This is a genomic window from Thermocoleostomius sinensis A174, from assembly GCF_026802175.1.
GTDB classification, from domain to species: Bacteria; Cyanobacteriota; Cyanobacteriia; order Elainellales; family Elainellaceae; genus Thermocoleostomius; species Thermocoleostomius sinensis.
In genome coordinates, this window is sequence record NZ_CP113797.1 from 3,798,400 (window position 1) to 3,816,456 (window position 18,057).

Consider the following 18,057-nt stretch of genomic DNA (forward strand, 5'->3'; position numbering starts at 1 on the left):
TATTGTAACTGTTATTTCAATGAGATATCCGCTGGTTCTACAGCATAGTGAGGAAGATTGTGGGGCGGCGTGTTTAGCCTCGATCGCCAAGCATCATGGACGAACGTTCTTGCTCAGCCGCATTCGAGAGGCAATTGGGACAGGACAACTGGGCACAACGCTATTGGGGTTGCGACGAGGGGCCGAGTCGTTAGGACTCTTTGCCCGATCGGCCAGTGCTTCGCCGAAAATTCTCGATCATCTCGATCGAATTCCCTTGCCTGCAATTATTCACTGGCGCGGTAAGCACTGGGTGGTGTTGTACGGTAAACGTGGCCATCGCTATGTGGTAGCAGATCCAGCGATCGGTCTGCGTTACTTAAGCGAAGATGAGTTGACCGATGGTTGGAAGGATTGGGTCATTTTGCTATTGGAACCCGATCCCAGTCGCTTCTATGCTCAATCGAGCGATCGAGTAGATGGTGTGGCACAATTCTGGACGCGAGTTTTGCCCTACCGTCACATCTTGCTGGAAGCAGTGCTCTGTGCCAGTTTAATTGGGTTACTCTCGTTAGCATCTCCGGTGTTTATTCAGATACTAACCGATGATGTGCTCATTCAAGGCGATACGCGATTGCTATTTGGAGTGGTGATTGCAGTTGTGGTCATGTATCTGATTCGGAGTGGGTTATCTTTGGTTGCTGATAACCTGATTGCACATTTCGCTCAACGATTAGAACTGGGATTCATTTTAGAATTCGGTCAGCAAATCTTACGATTACCATTAACCTATTATGAAACACGTCGCAGCGGTGAAGTTGTTAGTCGATTGCGCGACATTGAAGAAATCAACCGTCTAGTCTCGGAAGCGGTTGTGAGTTTGCCAAGTTCCATCCTGATTGCATTCGTCTCATTGGGATTAATGCTGTTTTATAGCTGGAAACTGGCACTTGTGGCATTGCTTGTGGCGCTGGTGATGACGATCTCAACGATCGGGTTCCAGCCGATTTTGCGGCAGAAAACACGGCAAGCAATGGTACTGGAGACAGAGAATCAGGGCGTGTTGGTAGAAACATTTAAAGGTGCATTGACTCTAAAAACTACGACGGCTGGTCCCCAATTTTGGGAAGAACTACAAAGTCGATTCGGTCGTCTAGCAAATCTGATGTTTCGCACAACGCAAATTGGTATTATTAACAGCACCTTTAGCAGCTTGGTTTCAGATATTGGTCGCGCAATTTTGCTGGGCTTGGGCAGTATGTTAGTGATTAATCAAGAGTTATCGATTGGGCAATTATTGGCGTTTACGACCCTCAACAGCAACGTGGTCGGGCTGATTGACGAATTAGTAGATTATGTCGATGATTGGATTCGGGTACAAACGGCTAGTGCTCGATTGCAAGAGGTAATTACTGCCACACCTGAAACGCAGGACGACGATCGCAAACCCTGGGCCACGCTTCCCGATGACGCTACAATTACCTGCGCAAATTTGAATTTTCATTATCCTGGTCGCACAGAATTACTGCAAGATTTCTCGCTGACCCTACCCGGCGGACAAACGATCGCCATCATTGGACGATCGGGCTGTGGTAAAAGTACCTTGGCAAAGGTAATTGCCGGACTATATTCCATTCAGTCTGGCAATATTCGCATTGGTATGTACAATTTGGATGATTTATCGATCGAGTGTGTCCGTCAGCAAATTGTACTGATTCCTCAAGAGGCACACTTTTGGAGCCGATCGATCATTGAAAACTTTCGTATGGGCAATCCGCATCTTAGCTTCGAGGAGATTGTAAGCGCTTGTCAAATCACCGGAGCCGATGAGTTCATTAGCCGACTGCCCGAAAAATATCAAACCATTTTGGGCGAGTTTGGTTCAAATTTGTCGGGCGGACAGCGACAACGACTGGCGATCGCTCGGGCGCTATCCAGTCAGCCGCCGATTCTAATCTTGGATGAATCGACTAGCGGGCTTGATCCAGCCAGCGAAGCAGACCTGCTTGATAAATTGCTGTGGCATCGGCAGGGCAAAACCACCATTTTGATTAGCCATCGCCCCAAAGTGATTCGACAAGCCGATTGGATTGTGTTTCTGGAAGAGGGCAAACTCAAACTCGAAGGTACCCAGATGGATCTGCAAGCTCAAGTAGGCGACCATTTAGATTTTCTAGAGGTTTAGAGCAGGAAGTGACAGCAAACCGCGAGAGCAGGCGTAAAACAATGACACAGAAACCGCTACGATTCTTTGATCAACCTGTTCAACCGAGTCGTCCCGTCAACGTTGACGAGTTTTTACCGCCGATCGGCCGCTGGGCTATGTTGGGCGGACTGATCTTAATAGGTAGTGTGGGGGTGGCGATCGCCCTTGCAGCGGTGATTCCTTACAACATCACGGTGAGGGCCGCAGCAACAGTTCGTCCAGATGGGGACGTGCGGCTAGTGCAGGCAGGGATTGATGGCACGATCGAGGCGATCGAAGTCACCCCCAATCAAACCGTGCAACAGGGAGATGTAATTGCCCAACTCGATCGATCGCAACTGGAAACTCAGAGAGATCAACTCGTTGCCTCAGTACGTCAATATCAGTTGCAACTAGCGCAAATGGACGCGCAAATTCGATCGTTGGATACGCAAATTGCCGCAGAGTCTCGATCGGGACAACAAGCTGTTGCGGCCGCCCAAGCCGAACTGCGCCGCGATCAACGGGCACTGAGCGAACAACAAGCCACCACTCTAGCTGACTTAGCTGAAGCAGAAGCTGCCCTACAATTTGCCCGCAGCGAATGGCAGCGCTATCAACAGCTAGCCAACACAGGAGCCGTTTCACAACTGCAAGTTGAAGAAAAGCAAGCCGCGGTACAAACGGCAGAAGCACAGGTGGCACGGGCCCAGGCGGCATTGAATCCTACCGATGCAACTGTGGCCATTGCCCAAGAACGCATTGCTCAAGAACAAGCCAATCGCACTGCAACGGTAGCTAACTTAACACAAGAACGCGAATCCTTGGTGCAACTGCGGGCTGACCTGCAAAACCAACTCCTGCAAGCGGAAACCCAACTCAAACAAACCGACGACCAACTGCAACGCAGTGCGATTCGGGCCACTACCGATGGCACGATCTTGCGGTTAAATTTACGCAATCCGAATCAAGTGGTGAATGCTGGCGAGACGATCGCCGAAATTGCTCCTACTAACAACCAACTGGTGTTGAAAGCCAGAGTTGCACCCCAAGATATCAATAATATTCAAGTTGGACAATCAACGATTTCTCGTATTAGTGCCTGTCCCTATCCAGACTATGGAACACTACAAGGAACTGTCATCGCCGTTTCACCCGATGCGATCGCGACTCAATCCACGGCATCAAGTTCGTCTGCCCCCACCGATAATTACTTTGAGGTCACCATTCAACCGAATGCGACAGCCCTGATTCGTGGCAATCGGCAGTGTCTGCTGCAAGCAGGCATGGAAGCCCAGTCCAATATCATTGCTAGGCAAGAAACGCCGCTCCGCTTCATCTTGCGACGGGCAAGAATATTAACGGATTTATAAACTTCGAAGAGCGATTGGTCTCTTGGCTCGTTGCCAAGTTGATTGATAAAGCGTTACAAGAACGTCAAAACCAGCCAGACTCCGCAAAAGTAATGAATCTGCGATAGACCCACTCCATAACCCACGTAATCAAGCGATCGAGAGTTGGCGGCGGCATTGATCAGTGGGGTGATTCTAATGACAGGATGGCGTTTCAGTATGTCCGACGGCTTAAAGCAGTTGTTAAGTGCCTTGTCACTATTGCTTTTAAATTTAGTAATCCTACCGTTGCACAAATTTTCCCTAATGGGAAGAGCTTAAGTAACTTTTAACACGCGCAACAGGGTTTGGAAAAGAAATTTTAACTCGTTCCAAAACGCTCAATTTTATCCGGATGGTTTCACGATCGCGTAGAAGCAATGAAAGGTAAGAATCGCTACGATTTCGGTTGCAACCGAATGAAACACGACTAGCCTCTACCCAGTTATTTTTTATACCGAAATTTACCCGTGCGATTATTTGATCGTACAACTGATCCGGTTGCAAGGGTGACTAGGGCTAAGGGCTAGTTTAGTGATGCTTACCTACGCCAACAGCGTGGTTTACCTTTACTTCGCAAGAAGGTATCTAAAGCACAAGGAGATAGAATTCAATGGCTATTTTTAACGGTACAGAAGATGATGATTTCTTTTTAGGTACGCTTCTAGATGACATATTTTTTGGCAATGGTGGCAATGATGAGATTTATGGTGGAGGTGGCAACGACATAGCCAATGGCGGCGCTGGAGATGACTACATTGAAACTGGCGATGGCAATGACACCATTGACGGTGGCGCAGACAACGATACGGTGTTTGGGGGGGCAGGAAACGATTCCATTTTGGGTGGACTAGGTGACGATTCGCTGTTCGGTGGCGATGGCAACGACTTCATCAACGGTGAAGAGGGTGATGACTTCATCAATGGTGCTTCCGGCGATGATGTTCTCCTAGGCGGTGCTGGGGCAGACACCATCGTTGGTGGTGGTGGTTCTGATTTCCTGTCTGGCGGCGCCGATGATGATGTCATTAATTCCCACAATGGCATTCAATCTGGCAACCTGTTTGAGCGCGAAGAAATGTATGGTGGTGCAGGGGCAGATATCTTCAACCTGTTCACCAACTATACAGGCGGGCGGCAAGCTAGAACTCCATCTGCCCGCCCTGGTGCAACCACAGGTGATCAGTCCTTCGCCATCATCAATGACTTTAGTGCTGCTGATGGTGATGCTCTCAATCTGCGCGATCGAATTAGCTCGTATCAGTTCATTCGTGGCAACTTCCGTGATAGAACATCGCGATCAATTTCAGACACGTTCATTCTCAGCCAGAATGGAAACAATCTGGTTGCTGTTGTCGTTGATGCCACAGTCACGGCGACAACTGTTGGGCAGGTAGCGTAGATACATCGATCGAGGGGAATAGGGAGTAGAGAATAGGGAATAGGGAGGGACTGCAACCTGACCGATCGCCCATTCCCAGTTACCGACCACCCATCACCAAACACTAAAAACAAAGCAAACTACAGGTTCTCTAATAAAGTTCTCTGTAGTTTGCCTTTTCCTATTTGTTTGCAAATACACCCGTTGATAGAGTTACCCTACTGGGGTGTAACGGTAGGATGTCACTGCCGTTACGGAGACGCGATCATGATAGACCTCTGGTACAAAGGCGCTGTCATCTATTGCCTGGATGTAGAAGTGTACATGGACGGAAACGGAGACGGTGTTGGTGACTTTGTAGGACTGATCGATCGCCTCGATTACATTGCCGGTCTGGGGATTAACTGCATTTGGCTGATGCCGTTCTACCCCACACCCAATCGCGATAACGGCTACGACATCACCGATTATTACAACGTTGATCCGCGACTCGGAACCCTAGGTGATTTTGTAGAGTTTACTCGCCAAGCCTCGCATCGTGGATTGCGCGTCATTGTGGATTTGGTGGTCAACCACACATCTACCGATCACCCTTGGTTTCAAGCGGCTTGTAAGGACAAAAACTCGAAGTATCGTGACTACTACGTTTGGGCAGAGGAAAAACCCGAAAATGCTGAAGAAGGCGTGATTTTTCCAGGCTATCAAGAAAGTACATGGACGTATAACGAAGAAGCTGGAGCCTATTATTTTCACCGCTTCTATGACCACCAGGCAGATCTGAATGTGGCAAATCCCGAAGTGCGCGAGGAAATTTACAAAGTGATGGGATTTTGGCTGCAATTGGGTGTGTCAGGCTTTCGGGTAGATGCGGTGCCGTTTTTGATTGAGCTAGAAGGAATTAAAGATACGGCCGAGGCCAAAGATCCGCTGCTGTTCCTGAAAGAAATTCGCAATTTTCTGTCGTGGCGTCGGGGTGATGCCATCGTTCTCGCTGAAGTGAATGAGCCGATGGATAAGATCGCTGACTACTTTGGCGATGGCGATCGAATGCAGTTGTTATTTAGTTTCTTAGGCAATCAAACCTTAACGCTGGCCCTGGCTCGGGAAGAAGCAACACCCTTAATAGAGGGCTTGAAGGCACAGCCTGTGCCACCTGATGTTGGTCAATGGGCATATTTTGTTCGCAATCATGATGAACTAACCTTAGACAAGCTTTCAGACGCAGAACAGAACGAAATTCTGCAACGTTTTGGACAAGATAAAGAACAAGTTTGGATCTACGATCGCGGTATTCGTCGGCGGTTTCCGCCGCTCGTTGACAACGATCCCCGGCGAATTCGGTTAGCTTATAGCCTCATGTTAACCCTGCCCGGCACGCCAGTTTTGTTCTATGGTGAAGAGATTGGCATGGGCGATGATTTATCGATCGAGGAACGCAACGCCATTCGTACCCCAATGCAATGGTCAGACCAACCCAACGGCGGGTTTTCAACGGCTGATTCAGACAAACTGGTGCGATCGGTAATTAACGAAGAACCTTATGGTTATCAGCAGTTAAATGTGATTGCTCAACGTCGCGATCCGGGTTCACTGCTCAACTGGATGGAACGCGCCATTCGGATGCGTAAAGAATGTCCAGAGTTTGGCTGGGGGCAGTGGGAAATTATTGAAACTGATAATCCTGCCGTGTTTGCCCATCGCTGTGAGTGGCGCAAAGGGACAGTCATTGCTCTCCATAACCTATCGAGTCAGTCTTGTGTCGTCAGCCTTCAACTGAAGGACGAGGATGCAAATTGCTTAACAGATGTTTTGGAAGATCAACCTTATGAAGGCGTTGAGCAAGGCTGTCATGACATTGAGCTAGAGGGCTATGGCTACCGCTGGTTTCGCGTTGGGGGCGTGCACTTATAAGTCTGTAATCCAACACGCTGTGCCCTGCAATTAGCTCAACTCCTCATCGGTTGCAAGAACGCTTGCTTCTACCATACGATAATAGTCGTCAACGCTGAGTAAGCGCAAATCTGCAACAGTCACAATTTTTTGCCTTCTACTAAGCTGTTTAAGCAATTCTTTTACCTTGCCCTCGGTTTCATGATACTTCAACGAATTGACATCCCCCGCGTTGGTGATGCTCATTGGGTGAAATTTCGGGCAAAATGGCGTTAACGGGCGCAAGGAGCCAAGCAGCGATGAACGAGGGGACGATCGTGCAACTATCCGCCTACCCGGGTTGGATTGTTGGCGTCAGCTATGGCGGCAACGATCGCTACTTATCTTGGGTAATCAGTCCAGACTTGCACGTGCTGTGCGATCGGCGTACTTATGAAACGAGTAATGCGGCCATGTTAGCAGGACGATCGTTTGTAGAGAGTCGCCTATCCTAAATTTGGCTTTAACTAGCCTGTTGAATGAACGATTCGTTTGCTGCTCAAGCTTTTGCATAATCTTCGCCACAGTTGCCGATAAGTCTGTATCTTGTCATCGCAAAGTGGTGAACCTTATGAAAACCAAGCAAGGCATTTTAGTCCATCCTTCATCCAGATTCGCAGATGATGTTGGGTACAAAGGTCACGCTTTTCAATCGGAGCGGGGTCCACCCATGATCAGTGGTTACAAAGAAACCGATCGTGGCAAGGAAAGCAATCACACACTATCTATCACTTCTCTACCAGAAAACCGATTGCCTCTAATTAACGTTACGGGTGAAGCAGAAGTAGGCAAAACCGTAGCAGTCAATACCCGAACTCACGCGATTGATGTAGCTGACTTGAATCTATGGGCGATACTGGATTCGAACCAGTGACCCCATCCGTGTGAAGGAAGGAGAAATAGGCTTAAAAGCCTTGTGCATAAGGATTTAATTTTGACTATGCCCACTTCATAGTCATCTCATAGTCAGAACCGATCGAGGTAAATTTTGAATTGTATAACCGAATACAAAAAATAATTTTAAAGTTATTTTCTTTGAACAATCCAAAAAACAGCAATAGTCACCCCATAGTCACGGATTGACTCAATCGATCGAACTCGCTACTCTGCTTTGTTATGGGCAAATGATTTGTTTGCCCTGATGTTGTTTGAATCTCCCTCAGAAGTCTAGCGAGGCTAGGCAAAGTTACCAGCGATGCCTGAGCCTCTAACCCCAGACTGTGACCTTTAAGCGCAGGACAGTCTGAAGCTGTGAATGATCGTAGATCATTTATGGCAGCTAGACTCACAGTTACCAGAAGGGTAACTAGACTTCTGAGTTTCCTACTTACACAAACTCAGGAGTGACTATGAGTGAAGAAAATCCCATCTTAAGTGGGTTAAATGCGCCATGTACACCCAACCGAGAACCTGTCAAAGTCGTGCTGATGAGTTCTCCAGCAGGTGTTAGAGAAGCCATTCATCAGTTGCATGATGCCAGGTTTCGAGAAGCAACTACCTGGAGTCCGCTGCTACCGACGCCGGAACCCGGCATCGTTATGAGCATCAATACGCACTATCGAATCACAAGTTAAACAGTTTGAGTTCAAACATGGATGAGGCTAGGCGGTAATTCACCTAGCCTTTTCTTGTGTCTATAGAAAATAAATGATTTATTAAATGTTTTATTTGTCAGGTACACAGAACCAAGGAGACGATCGCTCTGCACAAGGGTAAAGCAGCCCATGTACATCTTGGCTTGCAGTTAACCTGCGATTGGTTCTGGTGCAGTCGGTTCATCGGTAACGATCCAACTGTGAACAAAAGTCTGATCAGATGACATGTCTTAGTTTGGTTTAGTAAGAGAGGTTTCGCAAAATAAATGATTTAATAAATTATTTATTTTGAAAAAACGTACTGGCTAATTCGTCTATTACCATCACCGATCGCTCAATGAACGTTGTGGAACAGCCCATCGCCTCAACAACGTGTCACATCCGATCGCTCCATGGTCTTTTCGGAAGGGGCGATTGCTTACCAATTGCTGCTTTGAGTTCTTACTTGCTCACTGCATAGCAATAGCAGTCTCGTGGCTCTTTAGACATATTTGGATGAATGAACCACCGCTTTAATATACCTTCTCTATGCATTCCAACTTTCTCCATTACCCGCACTGATGCGGAATTTTCGACATCACAAACCGCCCAGACCCGATAAATCTCATCTTGCTCTAATGCCCAATCTGTCAATACTTGGACGGCTTCTGGCATATATGCTTTACCCCATTCTGATCTCGCAAGAACATATCCTAAATCTGCTTTAAAGTTATTGAAGCGAATTTCTACCATGCCAATGAGTTGAGCATCTTTCTTACGAATCAGAACATAAGGAAATGCAGATGCATCAGCCCACACTGAGACACATCGGCTGAGCCATTTATGGGTTTCTTCAATCGATTGATGAGGTTGCCAACCTGTATATTTAGCTACTTCTGGATCTTGCGCATACTGCTTGAAGATTAATGCTGCATCTTCAGCAACTGGTTGCCTTAAGGACAAGCGTTGAGTTTCAAAAGATAGTGGCGGTTTCATACACACTCCTCTATTTTCAATCTCAACTTGCAGATTACTATGCTCTCTACCTTCAATGAACCTAAGAGGGTGTTTGAAAAGATTTGAGGTGTCAAATTTATGCCAACCGCCTCACCATAATCCGAATCATGGCAAGGTAGATCAAGGTTTCTGATGTCTCTGGTAATAATTCATAGTCTCTGACCAACCGTCTGCATCCCATTAGCCAACCAAAAGTTCGTTCTACCACCCACCTCTTTTTGAGCAAGCTAAAGCCTTTGGTTTGCTCAGGTCGCAGTACAACTTGCACAATCCAACGACAAACATCCATCACCCACATCAGAAAAGGGGCGCCATCGAACCCGCCGTCTACCCAAATGGTGATTAAGCGTGAAACCTTTTTCTTCATCCGTTTGACTCGTTTGAGGACACGTTTGCCCCCTTCGCGTTCCCCCAGGTTTGCCGCACTCACAAACACCCGCAAAACCAGTCCTAACGTATCCACCGTTAAAAATCGTTTGCGTCCTGTAATCAGCTTGCCTCCATCAAAGCCAACTTGTTGATGAACTCCTGCTGCACTCTTGATGCTTTGGCTATCGATGATCGCTTCTGATGGACTAGGATAGCGTTGCGCATCGATGCGAACCCACTGGTGCAACTGGTCATGAATGGAAATCCAGGTGCCGTCCAATCGCCAGTTGCGGAAGTACGTGTACACCGTCTGCCAGGCTGGGAAATCACCAGGTAAAGAACGCCAACGACAGCCTTCAACCAGAACATAGAGCATGGCATTGAGCACCTCCCACAGGTCAACGCTGCGAGGACGACCACCTGGCTTTGCTGCTGGAATTAATTCACTCAAAACCTCATATTGGGCGCGGGTTAGGTTACTGGGATATGCTTTACTCATCTGACTCACTCAGGGCTGTAGATATTTGCTATTCGCAGCCTACACTGAGTGAGCTTTTTTACGACCTTCCTGGCTTCTCAAACACCCTCTTAAAGCACCGCTAAATCAATAACTCTCGCTAACTTGACCTTAACACTAACGGATGAGCGATCAATTGCCCGTCTACTAATTTGAGCCGTATAACGTTCCCAATCACCCACCGTAGATAACCTCGAACGCTTACAGATAACCAGAAGTGTTGAATCCAGATATAAAACTTTGATTTGACAAGCGTTGGAAATGAAGCTATCGCCAGACGTCATTTTTTAATTAGATGGGGACAGAATACTGCATTCTGCCCCCTTTTTTTGCCGCTTAATCTAACTTTCAACCCTTCTGGCAATCACCATCTATTTCACTAGAGATAACAATCTGTAGTTCCCTGCCGCAGAAGACGTAATTTGGGAGACAATGTAAGGATGGCAGCCTAGACCAAAAGCGGCCATCACTGTTTTGGCAAGGGGAAGGGATTATGAGAAAACTGATTAAAGGGTTGGAAAAGTTTCGATCGCAATATGTTTCCACTCATTATGATTTGCTAGAGCAACTTTCTCATGGTCAGAAACCCAGGGTTTTGTTCATTACCTGTGCCGACTCCCGCATCGACCCTAATCGGCTGACCGATACAGAATTGGGGGATTTGTTTGTCATTCGCAATGCTGGTAACATCATTCCTCCCTATGGAGCGGCAAATGGAGGCGAAGGAGCCACAGTCGAGTATGCAATTCATGCCCTAGGTATTGATCAAATCGTCGTGTGCGGTCATTCTCACTGCGGCGCCATGAAAGGCTTGCTACAAATTGGCGAACTAGAGCAAACCATGCCACTGGTGTATGATTGGCTCAAACATGCAGAAGCTACGCGAAGGCTGGTGGTAGACAATTACCAAGGCGAGTATTCAAAAGAAGAACTGCTAGAAATCATGGTGGCGGAGAACGTCTTAACCCAAATTGAGAATTTGGAAACCTATCCCGTGGTGCGGGCAAAACTATTTCGTGGCACGCTCAAAATTTACGCTTGGATCTACTTAATCGAAACTGGCGAAGTGCTGGCTTATGATCCGGAAACCCATGCCTATGTGCCACCGCAATATCTGCTTTCGGAAGATGTAGGTGCGTTATCTGGAGACTATGTAGACAGTAATCATCTCCCTCCAGTGGCTTGCACCTTGCCATGGGCACCTGAGAGCGAAGATGAACCAAAATTTAAATCGCCAACTCGTAAACAAGGACAAGAGCAAGTATCTATTGTGACCAATCGAACGGCTGAAGCGAGCCGGAATGGAAACCGTGCTCCAGCCGCCGAACAGCAAGCACAGCCCCATTCCGATCCATTTTCCAATTTGTGGTTGTCTCCGGAACAAGCCGATCGTATCTATCGAGGTAGCCGATAGATATGCACTCTCGACTTGTCTTATTTGTCTATGTTCAGACAGTGAAGGTTAAGCAGGCAGAGTATAGCGTCGATTGATTGCGGCTTTGATTCGATCGCGACTTTCACTTGCAGACAGATCATTCGTCGTTTCAACTTCGGCAGCTTCCTCTGCTAGTGTTTCGTCCTTGACATCATCTCGGAACCAGCGAGAATAATCCTGCTGTCGCAAGTGGTGCAACCAGGTTTCATCGTCCACACCTTCTGCCAATTGCACAAACATCACCAGATTTTGAACCCGGAGGTTTAATTTGGCATCGGGGCCTCGGAAGTAGAAAGATTTGTCCTTACCCAATTCCCCTTCCGCATACTTTCGCGTATGGCGTTGGCGTTCGGTACGGGGTGGCGCAATGTGAAAGCGGAACGGCGGTTCGTCTGTTTGACGAAACCAAGCCAAAACTTCGCCAGCTTCTAATCGATCGGGCAACGGGTCAGGGGGACAGGAACCCAGAGGTTCACAGAAAGCCGCGATCGTTTTATTGGGCGTTTGTCCAACTGCAATGATTGTATTCACCAACTCAAGGGCCGGAACTGCCACATGATCAGGGTGTACAGTAATCATCAGCAAATTTTGGAGGGCTTGCGGTAGTGTCAGCGATGCTGGATTCCAAGAAGCTGGCAGCATATGATGAGCTTCATCCACAACCAACCAGTGCGGTCGTCCGGTGCGGGCCCGCATTTCCAGCAGGGCTGGCAGGAAGCCAGCAAAGAAGGAGGGGCGCTCTTCCAGCTTCACCCCCAGCAAATTGACCACCACATTTTGAGCGGGATTGCTGAGTAAATCGAGCACCTCCGAAATATTAGGCGGTTGCTGCGCGCTTCCTAACACTGTTGAACCAGCAAAATCGTCGTAGTCTCCCTCCGGATCGATGATGCAAAATTGATAGTCTTGTTCAGCTAACCGTTCCAAGATTCCTGTTGCTAAGGTTGATTTGCCGCCGCCTGATGTTCCTGCAATCAGTAAACTTGAGCCATAGGAACGAAGAGACACCTCGCTGTTATCGGCTTTTGTTCCCAGCAGAATTTGATGTCGGGTAATTGAAGGAGCGATCGCTTCCAAATCAGAAGATATTAACTGATCGATCAATTCCACCACGCCTGCACCTCGGCTTGCTTGCGTCACCCAGTCAGCACGTTCCTTCAGCCCAGGCAACGCATTCGCAACCGCAACCGAGCATTCGCAAATATCGAGGAAGGCATGATCATTTTCGGCATCCCCAACGGCTACCACATTGTGCACCGATAGCTCCATGCGATCGAGGGCTGCCTTCAAGCCAGTAGCCTTATTGATGCCTGATGGCAAAACCATGACCGCCCCTTTGTTGAAAATAACTTGCAATTCCAAGCCCAGATCACGAATGGTTTCCAATACAACCGTTTCGTGGGGTTCCCAAGTAGAGACAATAACTCGCCCGACTTCGAGTGGCTCCACGTTGTGGGCTTGAAGAGCTTGAATAAATGCGTCCGACGGCCGATCGCCTAATAACTGTGTTTCGCGAGTGGCTGGGAAATATAACAACGCACCATTCTCTGCTACAACACAGTCAAACCAATCTATGTGGGGAAATACCTGCTCTAGATCATCGAGATGACGACCTGTAACCAGAAGCAGTTTGCGTCCGGATTCTCGCAAACGCTTAAGCGCGTCTAAGGTTTCTGGATCAACTTGACCATGGGTGGCCAACGTTCCGTCATAATCGGTTGCAAGGGCAAAGTAGCGCATAGTTAGAACTTTCTATAGTCAGAAATTTTTTACAGGTCACTAGGGGAATCAGGAGCAACATCAATTCCCGTTTCTTGACGATCGCTGGCTGAATGAATCAAATCTTCAAATCGATTAATTTCAATACCGAGATGTTCGCCAGCCTGATGTAAGGCTGCTTCAAAGGCGGCAATATCTTCACCATAGCCACAGCGAGAAGCAGCAATTTTTATACCTTTAGGACTATTTGCCCTTGCACAATCAATCAATTCAGAACCCGTTAGGGGTGCCGTTGAAGCCATAAGGTCTCCTCGATTCTAGATATCTTTGGGTGGCATAAATAGAAATAACTTGTTACCTAGTTTTAGACTACTAACCAGATTTTTCAACAGATGTTTAAGTCATCTTCTGATTAATGAACCTAGGTTAGAAATAGATTAAAAAACTGTAACTATCATTTCTTCTGACTCGCGAAATATTTTTGGGTAATATAGCTCAACCAGTAGATAGACTTTGTTTAAGTAGGTCGATCGAGTAATCTACAAAAAAAAGACCATTTCTATGATTAGAATAGATTGATTCGTAAACTTGCTCAAATTACTTCTCAATCTTGTTTAACTTCAACCCGCTGTACAAGGTTTAGCACAAAGTGTTTCTACTGTTAGAGTCAATAACCTCTTAGACTGAGTTAAGAAGTTGGCGTGGCTGAATTCAAATAGAATTGAGCGATCTTGATCTCGACTGTCAGAGAGTTTTGCGAAATGCCCTGACGTGATTCATCCAATCAGCAACGCTCAGAAGTTAAAGCAAAATTGATGTAGACAAATGCTAATCATTGCCATTATTTAACGACCGAGAAGCCTACATCCAGATCTGACTTTCAAAAAGATGAGCCGATCGCACTATCCCAGTTTTGATTAAAAACACGCGGCGCTGCTGAACAAAAGGCAGTCCTCACCCTAGCCCTCTTCCAAAGCAGAGGGAACAACAGGTCTGGCTCCCTTCTTCCTGGGGAGCAGGGTTGGGGATGCGGGCAATTCATCCTGCATTCAGCAACGCCAAAGCGCGCTTCATCAGGGATCTAGCTAAGTTTAAGGAAATGTGGGCACGTTTTGCTTAGCGCCCAACAAAACGCGCCATTTTTACAAAATTTAACTCTGAGTTAATGACAAAGACTTGCAATTAATGCTTTACTTCAACACAGGAGCTTATTGCACAAGATTCGCAATAAGTGCGGCCGCCTATGAAGACCACTCGCTGGATTAAAACTCAGTGGCAGGACTTAAAACACCCAAAGCGCTGAGAACTATGAAGCGTTGCTATTCACTCTGACGACTGTTCATGATGAGGAACCATTCATGCAAACCCACGTAATCCGAAGGTCAAGTACGACTGGTGGGCAGATAATGGCCGGTTTGCTAAGCTTAACAACTAATTATCTGGATTGTTTATTTCTATGTCTGTAGCCCAAGCGTCCATAATCACGTTTTGGGCTGGAGCCTTTACACTCTTTGAAATCTCTCAGCAGGATTTGGAGGTAGCAGATAGATGACAGGTCGTGAGCACCTATGAGATTGATTTTAGATGAATTAAACGAACTTTACACGTAGTATAAGTTGAATGGATAAGCTAATTAAAATAGCACAAAATTTGATGCGCTACTTTGATTAAATTTCTGCAAATAGGGAGGCATTATGGCGGCGATAGGTTTATTTTTTGGAACTCAAACTGGAAACACTGAAACAATTGCCGAGATGATTCAAAAGGAATTTGGTGGTGATGATATTGTGGAATTGCATGATATTTCAGGTGCAGACCCCAGTGATTTTGCAGATTACGCTTGTTTGATTATTGGTTGTCCCACCTGGAATGTAGGAGAATTGCAAGCTGACTGGGAAGGCTTCTATGACGAGCTAGACACGATCGATTTCAGTGGCAAGAAGGTCGCGTATTTTGGTCCCGGCGATCAGATTGGCTATTCAGACAATTTTCAGGATGCCATGGGTATCTTGGAAGAGAAGATCTCACAGCAAGGAGGAACGACAGTTGGACATTGGCCGATCGACGGCTACGATTTCAACGAGTCGAGGGCAGTTAAAAGCGGCAAATTTGTTGGACTAGCGCTAGACGAAGATAACCAGTCTGAGCTTACCGAGGAGCGAATTAAAACCTGGGTGGCACAACTGAAAAATGAGTTTGGAATTTAAAGAGTGTAATCTGTTGTAGGTTTAGATGACGGTTGATCCCCCTTGTAACGAAGGTAGAGGGGGATCTCAACGGCTTTGTTGTTACGTGTTAACAATGCTGAATTGCCATTTTTCTGTTTAAGCACAATCATCATGGTAGTATGCCAGCTCAAATCACCCAGGCAATCACAGAATTATGTTGCATGACTGCAATTTGGTTACTCTTAGTCGGTCTGTTTTGGGCTATAGGTACAGCTTACCAAGACGGAATTCAACGACTGAAGCAGTTACATCGGATTCCATGCCACCGCTGTCTTTTTTTCACAGGTGAGTATCATTTAAAGTGTACAGTTCATCCGTTTAAAGCCCTCACGGAAGATGCGATCGATTGTTTAGATTATGAGCCAACGTCTCAACGTCCTGCGGCAATCTGGACTGCTTGTTCTAAATCTTGCTCTAAAGCCGGCAGACAATAACCTCACTTGTTATTGACTCAAGTTTGATAAAACAGAAAAGCCCACAAGTAAATTTATTCGGGTTGCGTAGCAAAATAGCTTAGTCGATCTATTATAGGTTCGCAGCACCTTGCATTTACTCGCTTGAGTCTCTTAAGGAGTATGCCAATGTATTCCACTGTTGAAACTTTGAGATCAATCAACTCGAAACCATTCTCTAGCACTCGATTCAGCATTATGACCCTTTCTGCCTGTGCGGGGATGCTACTGCTAGGGCTATCTCGTCCTGCGCAGGCAACTCCTGCTTCGGTGGTTAAGGAGACCTTCTGTGCTGTGCCGACTGACCTGTCTGCTCGTCCAGCGTCCGTTAGCCTTGCTCCAATCACCGATCGCTCTCTCATTGCCTCAATTAGTGGCGCAACTGAAGCAGCGACTGAGTATCCGATGATGGATTTCAGCGCGGCCGAAAGTGATGCGGCAGTGGCATTGTTTGGTTGTGACTGTTTACCCTGTATCAATGCCCTGCGGCAATTGCGCAATCAATCGTTTGCTCAAATGGTGATACAGTCCGGTACCCTACAAGCAAGTAACCAGGGGCATTGTTGGTCATCGCTTCAGCAACGCCGTTCTTCGCAGGAAGTAGAAGATGTCTTGCAGCAACTAGAGGCAATCGAGATGAATTCTTAGTTAGCAGCAATTTTTTGGGGGCGATCGACTGAGCCCCCTTCCAATTTCCTGCTCATCAAGATTTCGTTCGCCATTCAATGAAATAGCCATTAAATTAACACGAAAGGGTTCGCGGCAAACTGACGGTAGGCAGTACCGCTATATCCAAATTGAAATCGATTGGGATGCAAGATTTCAGCCAAAATTTCCAGCGAATTCACCAAGCGCGGACCTGGTCGGTTGAAGTACTGATTGCCATCGGTGACATAAACTCGCTCGGACTGTACGGCTTGCAAACTCAACCATTGTGGGTGCTGTAAAAGCTGCAAGGCTTCCTGGTGCGACCGATCGAGATCAAACCCACAGGGCATAATCACAATCACCTCTGGATTGGCTGCCACCAAATCATCCCACTGCAACCAAGGCGAATGTTGCCCGATCATACCAAATTGGTTAATCCCTCCTGCTAATTGCACCAATTCAGGGATCCAATTGCCCGCTGCCATCAAGGGATTGATCCATTCAATACAGGCGACAGTGGGGCGATCGGACTCAGCCAGACGATCGGTAAACGTTGTGCAAGCCTCCACCCGTTGATTGACAGCCGTGAGGGAATCAAACGCGCTGACGCCGAACAGAGACGCCACTCGTTCTACATCCTGCCACACAGCCATGAGGGTATTGGGCTGAAGCGAGAGAATTTGTACAGAGGCATGAGTCAGCGTCGAAACGGCTTGTTCTACATCCGTCAAGCTAACAGCGCATACATCACACTGAGCTTGGGTCAGAATATGGGTCGGTTGCAGAGTTTCCAGCACATCGGTTTTCACCTGGTACACACTAAGGGCGGATTGCAGGAGATCGGTAACGCGATCGTGAATTTCGCGGCTTGTTCCTTCAGGGTTAAATTTAGGAGCCGTGCAAACTGGCAGTGACTGCACGACAGGGGGATAGTCACACTCATGAGAGCGCCCAACTAGCAACTCGGTGAGTCCCAAAAATGCCACAATTTCTGTTGCACTGGGAATCAGCGAAATAATTCGTCGATCGGGCGTTTGCATGATTCTCTCCTGCACAATGCTTATGGCTGGAATTACCTCTTCACTACCATGCAGCAAAACTTCGATCAGATCAACCAACGCAGGATAGAGGATGTGCAACTATCTTTCCCTCACCTTCCTAACCCCCCTCTTCCCAATAGGAAGCTAGAAGCCGGGCTGAGGATGAGAGCGATGCACAGGATTCCTCCACCTC

At 47.2% G+C, this 18,057-nt stretch carries 17 protein-coding genes and 1 pseudogene; 12 read left to right on the plus strand and 6 right to left on the minus strand.

Annotated elements, in window-relative coordinates; genetic code table 11:
• Positions 1-19 precede the first annotated feature (19 nt).
• From OXH18_RS16470 to OXH18_RS16485, 4 genes are all read left to right on the plus strand, one after another.
• On the plus strand, positions 20-2,164 hold the full coding sequence (locus OXH18_RS16470; RefSeq protein WP_268608194.1) for a peptidase domain-containing ABC transporter: 2,145 nt from the start codon (positions 20-22) through the stop codon (positions 2,162-2,164).
• Between the two features lie 41 nt (positions 2,165-2,205).
• The gene (locus OXH18_RS16475) at positions 2,206-3,537 is read left to right on the plus strand and encodes an HlyD family efflux transporter periplasmic adaptor subunit (RefSeq protein WP_268608195.1); all 1,332 of its coding nucleotides are present in this window, start codon (positions 2,206-2,208) and stop codon (positions 3,535-3,537) included.
• Between the two features lie 631 nt (positions 3,538-4,168).
• Positions 4,169-4,957 (plus strand): calcium-binding protein, encoded by a 789-nt coding sequence (locus tag OXH18_RS16480; RefSeq protein WP_268608196.1) that lies wholly within the window; start codon positions 4,169-4,171, stop codon positions 4,955-4,957.
• 246 nt (positions 4,958-5,203) lie between these two features.
• Entirely contained in the window at positions 5,204-6,847 is a 1,644-nt protein-coding gene (locus OXH18_RS16485) for an alpha-amylase family protein (RefSeq protein ID WP_268608197.1), read from the plus strand.
• 30 nt (positions 6,848-6,877) lie between these two features.
• Here OXH18_RS16485 and OXH18_RS16490 read toward each other — a convergent pair whose 3' ends face one another.
• The gene (locus OXH18_RS16490; RefSeq protein ID WP_268608198.1) at positions 6,878-7,072 is read right to left on the minus strand and encodes a hypothetical protein; all 195 of its coding nucleotides are present in this window, start codon (positions 7,070-7,072) and stop codon (positions 6,878-6,880) included.
• On the opposite strand from OXH18_RS16490, the gene OXH18_RS16495 reads away from it, so the two are divergent.
• From OXH18_RS16495 to OXH18_RS16505, 3 genes are all read left to right on the plus strand, one after another.
• Positions 7,072-7,320: a hypothetical protein gene (locus OXH18_RS16495; RefSeq protein ID WP_268608199.1), complete on the plus strand. Its 249-nt coding sequence runs from the start codon at positions 7,072-7,074 to the stop codon at positions 7,318-7,320. The genes OXH18_RS16490 and OXH18_RS16495 overlap by 1 nt on opposite strands.
• Positions 7,321-7,436: 116 nt before the next feature.
• Complete coding sequence (locus OXH18_RS16500) at positions 7,437-7,739, plus strand: hypothetical protein (protein WP_268608200.1); 303 nt, start codon at positions 7,437-7,439, stop codon at positions 7,737-7,739.
• Positions 7,740-8,214: 475 nt separating this feature from the next.
• Complete coding sequence (locus OXH18_RS16505) at positions 8,215-8,439, plus strand: hypothetical protein (protein WP_268608201.1); 225 nt, start codon at positions 8,215-8,217, stop codon at positions 8,437-8,439.
• Positions 8,440-8,901: 462 nt separating this feature from the next.
• On the opposite strand, the gene OXH18_RS16510 is transcribed toward OXH18_RS16505, so the two are convergent.
• Entirely contained in the window at positions 8,902-9,435 is a 534-nt protein-coding gene (locus OXH18_RS16510; protein ID WP_268608202.1) for a GNAT family N-acetyltransferase, read from the minus strand.
• 97 nt (positions 9,436-9,532) lie between these two features.
• Positions 9,533-10,324 carry an IS5 family transposase gene (locus OXH18_RS16515; RefSeq protein WP_268607476.1) on the minus strand — a complete coding sequence of 264 codons (792 nt, stop codon included), beginning with the start codon at positions 10,322-10,324 and terminating at the stop codon, positions 9,533-9,535.
• 511 nt (positions 10,325-10,835) lie between these two features.
• Between OXH18_RS16515 and OXH18_RS16520 the strand changes: the two genes are divergently transcribed.
• The gene (locus OXH18_RS16520) at positions 10,836-11,756 is read left to right on the plus strand and encodes a carbonic anhydrase (protein WP_268608203.1); all 921 of its coding nucleotides are present in this window, start codon (positions 10,836-10,838) and stop codon (positions 11,754-11,756) included.
• A 48-nt stretch (positions 11,757-11,804) separates the two neighbouring features.
• On the opposite strand, the gene OXH18_RS16525 is transcribed toward OXH18_RS16520, so the two are convergent.
• Entirely contained in the window at positions 11,805-13,517 is a 1,713-nt protein-coding gene (locus OXH18_RS16525; protein ID WP_268608204.1) for an HAD family hydrolase, read from the minus strand.
• 29 nt (positions 13,518-13,546) lie between these two features.
• The gene (locus OXH18_RS16530) at positions 13,547-13,798 is read right to left on the minus strand and encodes a hypothetical protein (protein ID WP_268608205.1); all 252 of its coding nucleotides are present in this window, start codon (positions 13,796-13,798) and stop codon (positions 13,547-13,549) included.
• A gap of 1,052 nt (positions 13,799-14,850) precedes the next feature.
• On the opposite strand from OXH18_RS16530, the pseudogene OXH18_RS25555 reads away from it, so the two are divergent.
• From OXH18_RS25555 to OXH18_RS16545, 4 genes and pseudogenes are all read left to right on the plus strand, one after another.
• Positions 14,851-15,036, plus strand: a pseudogene (locus tag OXH18_RS25555) (hypothetical protein); the annotation flags it as partial.
• Positions 15,037-15,190: 154 nt separating this feature from the next.
• Positions 15,191-15,703, plus strand: a complete 513-nt coding sequence (fldA, locus tag OXH18_RS16535; RefSeq protein ID WP_268608206.1) for a flavodoxin FldA — start codon at positions 15,191-15,193, stop codon at positions 15,701-15,703.
• Positions 15,704-15,885: 182 nt separating this feature from the next.
• The gene (locus tag OXH18_RS16540; RefSeq protein ID WP_268608208.1) at positions 15,886-16,158 is read left to right on the plus strand and encodes a hypothetical protein; all 273 of its coding nucleotides are present in this window, start codon (positions 15,886-15,888) and stop codon (positions 16,156-16,158) included.
• A gap of 147 nt (positions 16,159-16,305) precedes the next feature.
• The gene (locus tag OXH18_RS16545) at positions 16,306-16,824 is read left to right on the plus strand and encodes a hypothetical protein (RefSeq protein WP_268608210.1); all 519 of its coding nucleotides are present in this window, start codon (positions 16,306-16,308) and stop codon (positions 16,822-16,824) included.
• 89 nt (positions 16,825-16,913) lie between these two features.
• Here OXH18_RS16545 and OXH18_RS16550 read toward each other — a convergent pair whose 3' ends face one another.
• A complete protein-coding gene (locus OXH18_RS16550; RefSeq protein WP_315874742.1) occupies positions 16,914-17,864 on the minus strand; it encodes a cobalamin-binding protein in 951 nt (316 codons plus the stop codon).
• Between the last annotated feature and the right edge of the window lie 193 nt (positions 17,865-18,057).

What these genes read in the sequence shown, in the direction of transcription:
- OXH18_RS16485 (WP_268608197.1), top strand. Translation starts at nt 5,204, where the DNA reads ATGATAGACCTCTGGTACAAAGGCGCTGTCATCTATTGCCTGGATGTA.
- OXH18_RS16510 (WP_268608202.1), bottom strand. Translation starts at nt 9,435, where the DNA reads ATGAAACCGCCACTATCTTTTGAAACTCAACGCTTGTCCTTAAGGCAA.
- OXH18_RS16480 (WP_268608196.1), top strand. Translation starts at nt 4,169, where the DNA reads ATGGCTATTTTTAACGGTACAGAAGATGATGATTTCTTTTTAGGTACG.
- OXH18_RS16500 (WP_268608200.1), top strand. Translation starts at nt 7,437, where the DNA reads ATGAAAACCAAGCAAGGCATTTTAGTCCATCCTTCATCCAGATTCGCA.
- OXH18_RS16550 (WP_315874742.1), bottom strand. Translation starts at nt 17,864, where the DNA reads ATGCAAACGCCCGATCGACGAATTATTTCGCTGATTCCCAGTGCAACA.
- OXH18_RS16530 (WP_268608205.1), bottom strand. Translation starts at nt 13,798, where the DNA reads ATGGCTTCAACGGCACCCCTAACGGGTTCTGAATTGATTGATTGTGCA.
- fldA (WP_268608206.1), top strand. Translation starts at nt 15,191, where the DNA reads ATGGCGGCGATAGGTTTATTTTTTGGAACTCAAACTGGAAACACTGAA.
- OXH18_RS16505 (WP_268608201.1), top strand. Translation starts at nt 8,215, where the DNA reads ATGAGTGAAGAAAATCCCATCTTAAGTGGGTTAAATGCGCCATGTACA.
- OXH18_RS16545 (WP_268608210.1), top strand. Translation starts at nt 16,306, where the DNA reads ATGTATTCCACTGTTGAAACTTTGAGATCAATCAACTCGAAACCATTC.
- OXH18_RS16525 (WP_268608204.1), bottom strand. Translation starts at nt 13,517, where the DNA reads ATGCGCTACTTTGCCCTTGCAACCGATTATGACGGAACGTTGGCCACC.
- OXH18_RS16540 (WP_268608208.1), top strand. Translation starts at nt 15,886, where the DNA reads ATGACTGCAATTTGGTTACTCTTAGTCGGTCTGTTTTGGGCTATAGGT.
- OXH18_RS16515 (WP_268607476.1), bottom strand. Translation starts at nt 10,324, where the DNA reads ATGAGTAAAGCATATCCCAGTAACCTAACCCGCGCCCAATATGAGGTT.
- OXH18_RS16475 (WP_268608195.1), top strand. Translation starts at nt 2,206, where the DNA reads ATGACACAGAAACCGCTACGATTCTTTGATCAACCTGTTCAACCGAGT.
- OXH18_RS16470 (WP_268608194.1), top strand. Translation starts at nt 20, where the DNA reads ATGAGATATCCGCTGGTTCTACAGCATAGTGAGGAAGATTGTGGGGCG.
- OXH18_RS16490 (WP_268608198.1), bottom strand. Translation starts at nt 7,072, where the DNA reads ATGAGCATCACCAACGCGGGGGATGTCAATTCGTTGAAGTATCATGAA.
- OXH18_RS16520 (WP_268608203.1), top strand. Translation starts at nt 10,836, where the DNA reads ATGAGAAAACTGATTAAAGGGTTGGAAAAGTTTCGATCGCAATATGTT.